This is a genomic window from Actinophytocola sp., from assembly GCF_035762905.1.
GTDB lineage: Bacteria > Actinomycetota > Actinomycetes > Mycobacteriales > Pseudonocardiaceae > DASYTH01.
Map to the genome: position 1 here is coordinate 48,509 of NZ_DASUCC010000133.1, position 11,061 is coordinate 59,569.

Sequence of the window (11,061 nt, forward strand, 5' to 3'; positions counted from 1 at the left end):
CCGGACCGGCCGGGGCATGTAGCGAATTCGGTATCTCGCGCTGTAGCCGCCGGTGGGAATGCTGTATCTGTACCGCCGGCCGCGGCTCTCGTTCTGTGGGGATCCGGGAGGGTGATGTCGGCTTCGGATGTCCGGCACAACTTGCCGGCGGACATGTGCGGCCTGGTCGGCCGTGAGCGGGACGTGGTCGAACTTGTCGACGTGCTGCGCGGTTCCCGGCTGGTCACGCTGAGCGGGATCGGCGGGATCGGAAAGACCCGGTTGGCCCAGCGGGTCGCGGCGGAACTGGCGAAACCCCGAGACTTCGCCGACGGGGTCTGGCTGGTACCGCTCGCCGATCTGCACGATCCGGCGCTGCTGGACGAGGTCCTCGCCGCCGCGATCGGTGTGGTGGAGGAACCCGCCCGCCCACTGCGGGACACCCTCATCGATGCGCTGCGCTGCCGCGAGTCGCTGATCGTGCTGGACAACTGCGAGCACCTGGTGGCCGCATGCGCGCGGCTCGCCGAAACCCTGCTCCGCACCGGTCCGCGCCTGCGGATCCTGGCCACCAGCCGGGAACCGCTCGCGATCGTGGGCGAGGTGGTGTGGCGGGTTGCTCCGCTGACGCCGCCGCCGCCCGGAGTCGACGACGCCGGCACGGTGGCCGCCCGGCCCGCGGTCCGGCTGTTCACCGAACGCGCGGCCGCCGCGCGGCGCGGGTTCGCGGTGACGCCCAACAACGCCGCCACCGTCGCGGCGATCACCCGGGCCCTTGACGGTCTCCCGCTGGCCCTCGAGCTTGCCGCCGCGCGCGTCGCCGTGCTCACCGTCGAGCAGATCGCCGAGCGCCTCGATGACCGGTTCGCACTGCTCACCCAGGGCAGCCGCACCGCGCCGGCCCGGCAACGCACGCTCCGCGCCACCATGGACTGGAGCTTCGAGCTGCTCACCGACGACGAGCGCGTGCTGCTGCGCCGGCTCGCGATCTTCGCCGGCGGCTGGACCATGGACATGGCCGCCGACGTGTGCGGGGACGGCGACGACGTGCTCGAGCTGGTGTCCGGCCTGTTGACCAAATCACTGGTCGTGCTGGACGGGACGGTCGGCGCCACCGCGCGGTACCGGCTGCTCGAAACGATCCGGGTGTACGCCGTCGAGCGTCTGACCGAGGCCGGCGAGCACATCGACGTGGCCCGCCGGCACCTGCGGCACATGCTGGAACTGGCCGGGCGGCACCAGGACACCGGCTGGCTGAACCCGGCCGTGACCTGGGCGGACCGGCAGGCCGCCTACCGTCGGGTGGAATCGGAGCTGGACAACCACCGGGCCGCCCTGGCCTGGGCCCTCGGTCATGACGAGATCGACACCGGGCTGCGGCTGTGCGTCGCGCTGCGCTGGTTCTGGTTCGTCCGCGGCCACATCGCCGAGGGCCGATCATGGCTCAACCGCTTCCTGTGCCGGGCGGATCGCGGCGGTCGGGCGGTCGCGGCGGCGCTCATCGCGCACGGCGACCTCGCCTTCGAACAGGGCGCCCTCGACCAGGCCGCCGGCCTCGCCGAGGAGAGCCGCGCCGCCTTCGAGGCGGATGGCGACAAGTCCGGCATCGTCCAGGCGCGTAGCCTGCTGGCCAGGATCGACATCCGGCACGGCCGGGCCGCGCGGGCGCGGACCGCCCTCGAGGAGATCCGCACCCTTTCCCAGGCTGCCGGTGATTCCTGGACCGAGGCCGCCGCGGTCGGCTGGCTCGGCACGGTGGCGTCGCGCACCGGTCAGTTCCGCCACGCCGCCCGCTGTTACGAGGAAAGCCTCGCGATCTTCCAACGCATCGGCCACCTCGGCATGGCCGCGAACATCCTGATGGGTCTCGGCCTCGTCGCCCACGCCCAGGGCGACCACGACCGGGCCCTTCGCACCTATACGAAAGCCCACGCGATTCTGTCCGATATGGACGCTCGGCCGCAGTTGGCCCGATGCCTCGCCGGAATGGCCATGGTATCCCTCGACCTTGGCGACCTGGCCCTGGCCGACCGCCGCCTCACCGAGAGCCTCGCCCTGAACCTCGCCACCGGCCAACGCCTCGGCCTCGCCCGCCTGCTCGACGCCTTCGCCGACCTCGCAGCGAAGTCCGACTCCCCTGCCCGCGCCATCCGCCTGGCCGGCGCCGCCGCCGCACTGCGCGCGGCCGCCGGCATCCCCACCGACACGAGCAGCGCCAAGGGCCAAACCCGCCTCACCAAAGCCCGGGCCACCCTCGGCGCCCCCACCGCCACCCAACTGTGGACCGAAGGCGCCACCATGCCGCTCGACTCGGCGATCGCCTACGCCCTGAACCACCCCGGCCCGCCACCCCACGATCCCCCGCCGGCCAACACGATCAGCGGCCCAACCACCATCTCACCCCGCGAACGGGAAATCGCCGCCCTCATCGCCCGTGGCCTCACCAACCGCCAGATCGCCGCCGAACTCGTCATCAGCACCGGCACCGTCGGCCGCCACGTCTCCAACATCCTCACCAAACTCGGCTACTCGTCCCGCACCCAGATCGCCATGTGGATCACCCACGCGACCAATCACTCGTAGAGCCGAAGATCGGCGATGCTCCACCAGTTTCCGGCGGCGGCGGTCGAGGTGATGCGTAGGTGACGGGCCTTCGTGCGGGGCAGGTCGATGTTGGTCAACTGGCCGGTGCCGGCACCCGTGGCGAGCGTGCGCCAGGTGGTGGCGTCGTCGCTGACCGCCAGTTCCCAGCCACGGGCGTAGTCGCCGAGCTGGCCGCCGCTGTCGACGGCTACCCGGCGAAACGCCGTACGGGCACCGAGATCGACCTGCAGGTACTGGCCCGGTTCCTGGGCCGCTGCGCTGGTCCAGCGGGTCGAGGCGTCCCCGTCGACCGCCAGTCTCGGGCTCTCTCCGGCCGGTCGGGCGGTTGCCGTCGCACCGCGCAGCGGCACGGCGTCGAGTCGGCTGCGCAGCCCCTTCGGCCAGGTCATGGTGGCCACGGCGCCGCCGGGCAGCGTGTACTCGAGCAGATTCTCGCCGACCGCGACGGCGAACGATCTCGGGTCGTCGTTCTCGTTGTGCACCACCAGAACCGTGGAGCCGTCCGGATTGCGGAAGGCGACGTCCATGATCTGGCCGTTCCATCCCGTGGTGCCGAACGAGGTGCTGGCCACCCGGACGGCGCCGGACCGCACGAACTTCGACAGGTGCCCGATGGTGTAGTACTCCGCGTTGGTGGTGACGCTGCCGTCGGGTTGCAGGGTGACCAGGGCGGTACAGGTGTCGCAGCCGCCGTTGTGCGGGCCACCGGTGCTGTCCAGCGCGATGTTCCAGTTGACCACCGATTTCGCCCAGTTGCGCGTGGTGCCGATGGCGAGGTTGCGGGCGTGCCACACCAGGGTGTCGCGGAAGAACTGCTCGGGCGGGTCGGCCGGGCCGTGCGAACCGGAGCATTCGGTGAACCAGATTCCCTTGTCCGGGTGGGCATCGTGCAACGCGGTCTGGGCGCTGGGATCCCCGGAGTAGCAGTGGTAGGCGGTGCCGGCGACCCAGCGGGCGGCCGGACCGGCGAGAATCTGGTAGGGATAGTCGGTCTCCGGGCTCTCCCCGGGCGGCGTGCTGCCGATGTCGCCGGGATGCGTGGCCCAGTTGTGGTCGTAGGCCAGGATCTTCGTGCCCGGGCTCGCCGCGCGCAGCAATGGGCCGAGCGCCTCGATCACCCGGGTCTGCTGGCGCACGGGCAGGTCGGTGCCCGGGTAGCCGCTCGGCAGCCGGTTCTGCGGCTCGTTCTGCACCGACAGGTAGTCCACCGGCACCCCCGCCGCGGCGTAGGCCCGCACGAAGGCGACCAGGTAACGGGCATAGGCGTCGTAGACGGCCGGGTCGTCCTTGAGCCGCCCGCCGACCAGCGTGCCGGTGGTCTTCATCCAGGCCGGCGGGCTCCACGGGGTGGCCATGACCTTCAGCTGCGGGTTGAGCTGCCGCGCCCGCCGCAGCAGCGGCAGGATTCGCGCCTCGTCGTGGGCGATGCTGAAGCGCCGCAAGGCGAAGTCCGTCTCGCCCGCGGGCACGTCGTCATAGGTGTAATGGCTGGCCTCGGCGGTGAAGTCCGACGAACCGACCGGCTGACGCAGGAAGCTGACGCCGATGCCGCGCCGCGGGTCGAACAGCCGGCGCAGGGTGTCCTCCCTGGCGGCCGGACTCAGCCGGTACAGCACCTCGGCGGACGAGTCCGTGATCGACGCGCCGAAACCGTCCATCCGCTGGTAGGTCTGCTCCGGATCCACCACGATGGTCGGCAGCGTCGACGAACCCCGGTGAAACGCCACCGGAACCTGCTCCCGCATCAGCTGCGACCGGTCGACGGTGGTCAGCCAGATCCTCGCCGTCACCCGCGACTCCGCGGCCGGACCGGCCGCCGTACTCGTCGTCAGCGCCGCGACCGTGATCAGCACGCCCGCAATACGCACAATTGCCCGCATCGCTCACCTCGGTTTGCGACCGACCGCTCCCATGATGCCGATGCGCGCGGGGTCGTCGCCGACGTCCCCGGGTGCCTCGGGTCGCCATTGTGGTACCCAGACCAGACCGGGTTCCACCAGTTCCGTGCCCGCCATCAGATCCATGACCTCGGCGTGGTTTCGGCTGATGAACGGCGTCGTCGTATTGTCGTAGGCCCGCTCGGCACCGGCCGGCACGTCGTCGAGTCCGGCAGTGCTGCCGTGCGAGACCACGAAGTAGCTGCCGGGTGCCATGGGCCCCAGGTAGCGGGCGACCGAGGCACGCGGCTCGGCGGAGTCGGGGACGAAGTGCAGCACCGCGACCATCAGCAACGCCATCGGTTGCTCGAAGTCGATCAACCGCGCGACCGAGTCCGAGTTCAGGACCGTGTCCGGGTCGCTCAGATCCGCGTGCAGGACGGCCGCGTTCCGGTTGTCCTCAAGAATCGCCTCACTGTGCGCCACCGCGACCGGCTCGTTGTCCACGTAGACGACCCGGCACTCGGGCGCCAACCCCTGGGCGATCTCGTGCACGTTTCCCACCGTCGGAATACCCGAGCCGATGTCGAGGAACTGCCGGATTCCGGCGTCGACGCAGAACCGGACGGCCCGGCCAAGAAAAGCTCGGTTGGCCCGAAACGACCGGTCGACGTTGGGCACAATCTTCAGGAACTGCTCGGCAAACCTGCGGTCCGGCTCGAAGTTGCACGCGCCACCAAGAAGGTAGTCATAAATTCGAGCCGCGTTCGGTTTCTCCACATCAATATCCTGTGGTGCCCACGACGGTCGCTCAGCTGACATGCGCAGATCATACCGACCCGCCAGGGACCGCCACACATGATCAACCCGCACCCCGGTTCACTGCCCGGCCCGACCCACCCGGTGCTGGTTGCGGCGGCACCGGATCGTCCTCCTCCCTGGGAAAGATCGCGATCGAGGCGAAGACCAGGACGGCACCGAACGCCGCATGGACCGTGAGGTTCTCGCCGAGGATCAGGATCGCCGTGCACAGCCCGAAAACCGGTATGAGATTGACGATGGTTGCTGACAGACCCGCGGAGATCGACGCGAGCGCGTAGTTGTAGAGCAGGAAGCTTCCGGCGAAGCCGCCGACGCCGATCAGAATGGCGAGGATCCAGGACTGCCATGGGACCGAAAGGTCGAAGCGCTCCTCGCCCGTGCCTCACAGATAAGCGGTGAACGGCAGGATGAACAACAGTCCGGCGAGGAACTGATGTGCGGTCATGGTCAGGGTGTCGAGGTCTCTGGCCAGGTCGCGCGTCACCAGCACGTGGACCGCGGCGCTCAGGGTGCCGAGGAGTACCAGGAGATCGCCCAGGTTGACGCACAGTGGTGAACCGGTGCACCGTGGTCGGCAAGTAGTCAGGCCGAACCGAGCCACCCCAGATTTCGGCTTGATGATCGGCGTACATGTTCTGGACCAACAAGCCCTTGCTCCGCCGATTGTCAAACTCGGCGAAGACACCCTCAGTACTGTCGCTGAACGGACAGATATCTCCTGACCGAGAACATGTCGATACGGCCGAACGGCCTAATGTCCATTCCCCCAGTCGCACGTACCACGGAAGGTCGCCCGTCCCCACCCGTGCCAGGGTTGCCCGGCGGTCCTCAAGGTTCGCGCTTCACCAGGATCAGCGGTTCATCTCCGCCGGGTCGATCAGTTTGTCGGCCGGGGGCGCGGTAACCGATACGGGTTTGCCGAAGTTGGTCAGCCGCAGCTCGATCGTGGTGGTCAGGCCGTTCGGCGGCACCTCGACGCCGGCCAGCTCCATGATCTGTCGCATGAGGTCGGTCGCGTCCAGGCGCATGCTCTCGATTCGGCCCTGAGCATCGGTCACCGCCTCGAACGAGACCTCGCCGGTGAGCTGTTCGACGTCGATCTGGCGGCGGGCGAACATGCGCATCGCCGCCGTGCCCAACACTCCCACGGCCTCCGGTGCCGGCACGGTCAGCCGGAACGTCGATCCCGCCCGGGACACCGTCGCATCCGCACTGTCGATCAGGGCGAGCAGCCGCGACGGCGAGCGCGGGTCGTCACCGAGTTGCACGCCCTGGCCCGCCAGCATCGTCGCGGCGTCGTCCAGGGTCATCGGCAGCCACCGGCCGCGCAGGTTCTCCGGCCAGGCGCGCAGGGTCAGATACAGCTTGTCACCGACCCGTGACACCTCGGTCGTCAGATCCTCAAGCGCCATACCGGATCCGCCGGTGAGCATGCGTCCGAGCTCGGGCGGATCAGCGGAGAACGCGGTCACCACCCGATAGTTGCCGGATGGACCGTCGAAATCGGCCGTCGAGGTCCACTCGAAGGTCCCCTCGGCGCCGATGCCCATCACCTGCCGTTCGACCAGCTCGCCGGTCGTGGCCAAGGTCTTGGTCACCGCGGCCTCGACCTCATCGAGCGTCGCCGCCTGCGCGGGCGGCCCGGGTGCCGCGGACGGCCCGGATGCCGCGGGCGCACCGTCCGAACACGCGCTGGTCACCAGTAGGCCAGCCAACAGAACCCATCCGAACCGAGCGAGAACCGATTTCACGACCGCCCCCATCCGCCCCTGCCGGCGCAGGCACGTGGCGAGAAGCTACACCGACGCGCGGCCCGAGCTCCACCAGCCCACACGGAACCGAGACCGCCACGTCGTCCCAACGCCGGCGGCACCCGCCCGTCTGCTGATTTTTTCGCGGTGATGTCGAATGGCGCCGAGCGTGTTCGTAGCCAGGGTGAGAGGCCGGTAACGGGCCGGTCGCCACTCACCGGAGGCTCACGATGTCCGTCACCACCGCCGCTACCGCGAAGCCAAGGACCGACCGGCCTGCGGCCGACCAGGAGACCGTCAGCGCCACCCTGACCATCGCCGCGCCCGTCACCAGGGTGTTCGCGCAGCTGGCGGACCCGACCACCCATGCGGCGATCGACGGCACCGGCTGGGTTCAGGAAGCCGCCGACCGGGCGCCGCTGACCGAAGCGGGGCAGATTTTCCGGATGGACATGCACCACGCCAAACATCCGGACGGTGACTACCGGGTGGTCAACAAGGTCGAGGTGCTCGAGGCACCGCGCGCCATCGGCTGGCTGACGGGGCAGGAGAAGGCCGACGGCCAGCTGGAGTTCGGCGGCTGGATCTGGCGCTACGACCTGGTGCCGCTCGGCCCGTCGGAGACCCAGGTCACGCTCAGCTACGACTGGTCGGCGGTGCCGCAGCACATCCGCGAGTACATCCAGTTCCCGCCCTTCGGCCCCGAGCATCTGCCCAACTCGCTGCACCACCTGGCCGAGCTCGCCGCATAACCACATTCGAGGAGACCCCATGACCGCGACCTACACCTTCGACGTCTTCTCCACCCTCGACGGCTACGCCTCCTACGACAGCACCGGAGATTGGGGCGGCTACTGGGGAAAGCAAGGCCCGGAGTTTCTCGACCGCCGCCTCGCCCAGTACAGCCAGGACCAGCGCCTGGTCCTCGGCGCCAACACGTACCGAGAATTCGTGCAGGCGCTGGGCTCCGGTACCGAGGGCGCGAAGCTGCACGACCCGATCAACACCCGGATGCGGAACATGCCGACCACGGTGGTGTCGACGACCCTGGTCGGACCCCTGGACTGGCCGGACGCGACCCTCGTCCCCGGCGACGCCGTCGACGTCGTCGCCCGGCTCAAGGAGGAGTCCACGGTCCCGTTGCGCTCACACGGCAGCCTGTCGATGAACCGGGCACTGATGGCCGCCGGCCTGGTCGATCGCATCCAGGTGACGATCTTCCCGGTGATCACCGGCCGGACCGGAGCGGACCCGATCTTCCACGGTGCCGCCGACTTCGACCTCGAACTGATCGAGAGCCGCACGCTCGACGGCCACACCCAAGAACTCATCTACCGCCCCACCCCGCATTACTGAGCCCGCTCGTGCAGGCCGTGATGATTTGCCGGTCACCTCGCAATTGGCGAGGTGACCGGCATTGCGGCGTCAGCCCAGAGGCATCCAACCGGTCCAGAGGGTCAACTGGTCGGGGTGGCCGCCGTGCTCGACGGGTCGAATGTCTGTTCGAGCTTGACGCAGCTGGGCGCCTTTTTCGAGGCGTCGTCGAGCTCCTTGTTGGCGTCGAGCTTGGCCAGTGGGTCCCCGATGGCATCCATGTCATCGGTGATCTTGTTCATCGCCGCTTCCAGCGCGGCCGGATCCGTGGCCAGAGCCTGCTCTGCCGCGGCTCGATCATCGTCGAGCGTCTTCTTCGCCGCATCCAGCGCGGCGGTGGTCTCGTCGAGCATCTGCTGCCCATCGGCCGTCGGCGGCGGACCGGCCTCCCGCATCGCCTGGGACAGGGTCCCAAGGGCGGTCGCCATGGTGCCAACGTAGGCGAGCAAATCGGACACCGCCTGCTCCGGGTCGGACAGGTCGAGCTCCGGGGTGGCGGTGAGCTTCATGAAGTCGGCCCCGGCCGCCTGACACACGCGCTCCATCCAGGCTGTCGCGGCGTCACCCGAGGTCGTGCTCGACGTCGGGCCGGAGCCGGATGCCGATCCAGAGTCCGACGAGTCCGAACAGGCCACCAGGGCGAGCCAAGCCGTGGCCACCACCATGGCCGTCCTGATCCGACCCGGCACGCCAACTACCAGCAGCATCCTCATGGATGCGGAGCGTGACACGCATCGGGTGCCCTCACAACTCGGCGCACGCGGCCAACCCAGACCCGGCGGATGAACTCCGAGGCGTCGCCGATCTACCCGGGCGCATGGGACCGTACCCAAGCCCCGCGAGATTCGCCGGCGGGGTCAGGTCGTTGCTGGGCGGGTTGTGGTGGTTGGTTTCTTGTGGCGTTCGTGGTCGAATTCCGGGATCAGTTCGCCGATGAGTTGGATGCTTCTGGTTACCTTGTCATCGGCGATGCTGCCGATCTGGTGCAGGCACATGAGTCGGTCGATGCCGAGGTCGGCGTAGGTCTTCAGCTTCTTTCGGCAGGTTTGCGGGCTGCCGACGATCAGCGACTCCTGCGCGCTGAGCACGGTGAAGATGTCGTCGTCGGGTACCTTCTCGCCCTGCAGCACCCGGCCGATCAGCAACTGCGCCTCGGTGGGCGGGTTGCTGGCCTCGTCGCGCAGGAACTGGCCGGTGCGGCCGCCGCCGTCGGGGGCGCTGAGGATCTCCTCGACCCGCCGCATGTTCGCCGCGAACTCGGTGGCCGCCTCGAAGAAGGTCAGCGCGGTCACCGTGTACCACGCGGCCGCCGCAGCGGCACCATTGCGCATCGCCTCCTCGTCGCTGTCGGCACAGTGCACGAACGTGAAGTAGGCGACCTGATTGTTGACAAACGAGCCGACCGGCTCGGTGCAGGCCTGCGCGGCGGCCCGGTACAGCTTGATCATCCGGTCGACCCGCTCCAGCGACTCCCACATCGTCGTACCCAGCACGCCCACCCCGCGCCGCCCGGCCTCCTCGAACGAGGATGGGCTGGCCGCGGCCTGCCACAGCGGCGGGTGTGGTTGCTGCAGGGGCTTGGGAATGATCGAGATCTCGTCGATCTGGTAGGCATCGCTGTGATAGGAGAACCGATCCGTGGTCCACATCTTCGGGACCATCTCGAAGGCCTGCCGGGTCTGCTCGCGGGCCTGCTCCGGGGTGATGTTGAACAACCGCCACTCCGGAATGGTCGACCGGGTCAGCCCCAGTTCGACCCGGCCGCCGCTGAGGTGGTCCAGCGTGGCCGCACGCTCGGCGATGCGGATCGGGTGGTTGAACCGGCCCGGCGCGAGCACCGCCGAATGCCCCAACCGGATCCGAGTGGTGTGCTGCGCGATCGCCGCGAGCAGCAACTCCGGCGCCGAGGACAGGCTGAACTCGCCGGCTCCGTGGTGCTCAACCTGCCACCAGCACCCGTACCCCAACTCGTCGGCCAACTTCGCCTGCGCGATGGCCTGCTGGAACCGCCGCTGCTCCTGGTTCTGCGCCCACGGCCGGGGATTCTGGATCTCGTTGAACAAGTCGATCTTCACCCGAAGCACCCTCCGTCGCGCCGCAGTCACCGCAGGTGCAGTCTCCCAGCAGGATCCCCCTGTTACGCCCCGAACCCGACCGGACCGCGCCACGTCCACGCATACCAGGCGATCAACGACATGCAGACGACCTCCACGGTCGCGAGGAACGCGTAGTGGAGGTTGGCCGTCCCCCCGGCCACGGTGAAGACCGTGGTCAGCGCACACGCGATGATGTTGGCCCACCGGTTAACCCGATAGCTCAGCACGCGGGACAGGAAGATCATGGCGATGGGAACCTCCAGCAGCACGGCGAATGCCAGCAGGATTCCCGGCGTGCTGCGAAGCGAACCCGCATACCCAGTCATGATCTCCCGCAGCGTGCCGGGCGTGACAAAGTTCAGGATGTCGGCGAACAGCATGTTGAAAAGCACGACAACCCAGAGCGTCGACATTCTCAGCGTGACGTCAATCGCGGTGGGCGCCTTCGTGTCCGTGGTCATTTCCCTGCCCCTGTCCGTTGGATCGGGCCGGCCGTCCGCACCGTGGCCGGCCCGCGCATGTGCAGCCTGCTGGCGGGCCCGGTTCGCCGCGTCGGTT

General features: G+C 68.8%; 9 protein-coding genes and 1 pseudogene. 3 read left to right on the forward strand and 7 right to left on the reverse strand.

The window, feature by feature from the left end:
- Positions 1–114 precede the first annotated feature (114 nt).
- The gene (locus VFV67_RS28815; protein WP_326473820.1) at positions 115–2,562 is read left to right on the forward strand and encodes a LuxR C-terminal-related transcriptional regulator; all 2,448 of its coding nucleotides are present in this window, start codon (positions 115–117) and stop codon (positions 2,560–2,562) included.
- Here VFV67_RS28815 and VFV67_RS28820 read toward each other — a convergent pair.
- The 4 genes and pseudogenes from VFV67_RS28820 to VFV67_RS28830 form a co-directional block, all read right to left on the reverse strand.
- On the reverse strand, positions 2,553–4,463 hold the full coding sequence (locus tag VFV67_RS28820; RefSeq protein WP_326473821.1) for a discoidin domain-containing protein: 1,911 nt from the start codon (positions 4,461–4,463) through the stop codon (positions 2,553–2,555). The two genes, VFV67_RS28815 and VFV67_RS28820, sit on opposite strands and share 10 nt — an antisense overlap.
- 3 nt (positions 4,464–4,466) lie before the next feature.
- A complete protein-coding gene (locus VFV67_RS28825; RefSeq protein WP_326473822.1) occupies positions 4,467–5,282 on the reverse strand; it encodes an SAM-dependent methyltransferase in 816 nt (271 codons plus the stop codon).
- Positions 5,283–5,322: 40 nt separating this feature from the next.
- Positions 5,323–5,631: pseudogene (locus VFV67_RS36890) on the reverse strand (DMT family transporter); the annotation flags it as partial.
- A gap of 502 nt (positions 5,632–6,133) precedes the next feature.
- The gene (locus VFV67_RS28830) at positions 6,134–6,997 is read right to left on the reverse strand and encodes a hypothetical protein (protein WP_326473823.1); all 864 of its coding nucleotides are present in this window, start codon (positions 6,995–6,997) and stop codon (positions 6,134–6,136) included.
- Between the two features lie 266 nt (positions 6,998–7,263).
- On the opposite strand from VFV67_RS28830, the gene VFV67_RS28835 reads away from it, so the two are divergent.
- Both VFV67_RS28835 and VFV67_RS28840 read left to right on the forward strand, forming a co-directional pair.
- Entirely contained in the window at positions 7,264–7,785 is a 522-nt protein-coding gene (locus tag VFV67_RS28835; protein WP_326473824.1) for a polyketide cyclase, read from the forward strand.
- 19 nt (positions 7,786–7,804) lie between these two features.
- Positions 7,805–8,389 carry a dihydrofolate reductase family protein gene (locus tag VFV67_RS28840; RefSeq protein WP_326473825.1) on the forward strand — a complete coding sequence of 195 codons (585 nt, stop codon included), beginning with the start codon at positions 7,805–7,807 and terminating at the stop codon, positions 8,387–8,389.
- A gap of 101 nt (positions 8,390–8,490) precedes the next feature.
- On the opposite strand, the gene VFV67_RS28845 is transcribed toward VFV67_RS28840, so the two are convergent.
- From VFV67_RS28845 to VFV67_RS28855, 3 genes are all read right to left on the reverse strand, one after another.
- Positions 8,491–9,120, reverse strand: coding sequence for a hypothetical protein (locus VFV67_RS28845; RefSeq protein ID WP_326473826.1), 630 nt, complete (start codon positions 9,118–9,120; stop codon positions 8,491–8,493).
- A 144-nt stretch (positions 9,121–9,264) separates the two neighbouring features.
- On the reverse strand, positions 9,265–10,482 hold the full coding sequence (locus VFV67_RS28850; RefSeq protein WP_326473827.1) for an LLM class flavin-dependent oxidoreductase: 1,218 nt from the start codon (positions 10,480–10,482) through the stop codon (positions 9,265–9,267).
- A gap of 62 nt (positions 10,483–10,544) precedes the next feature.
- The coding region (locus tag VFV67_RS28855) for a DUF6326 family protein (RefSeq protein WP_326473828.1) at positions 10,545–11,061 on the reverse strand (517 nt) is incomplete at its 5' end.

Coding starts and splice junctions, on each gene's coding strand:
- VFV67_RS28815 (WP_326473820.1), top strand. CDS start 115: ATGTCGGCTTCGGATGTCCGGCACAACTTGCCGGCGGACATGTGCGGC.
- VFV67_RS28820 (WP_326473821.1), bottom strand. CDS start 4,463: ATGCGGGCAATTGTGCGTATTGCGGGCGTGCTGATCACGGTCGCGGCG.
- VFV67_RS28825 (WP_326473822.1), bottom strand. CDS start 5,282: ATGTCAGCTGAGCGACCGTCGTGGGCACCACAGGATATTGATGTGGAG.
- VFV67_RS28835 (WP_326473824.1), top strand. CDS start 7,264: ATGTCCGTCACCACCGCCGCTACCGCGAAGCCAAGGACCGACCGGCCT.
- VFV67_RS28840 (WP_326473825.1), top strand. CDS start 7,805: ATGACCGCGACCTACACCTTCGACGTCTTCTCCACCCTCGACGGCTAC.
- VFV67_RS28845 (WP_326473826.1), bottom strand. CDS start 9,120: ATGAGGATGCTGCTGGTAGTTGGCGTGCCGGGTCGGATCAGGACGGCC.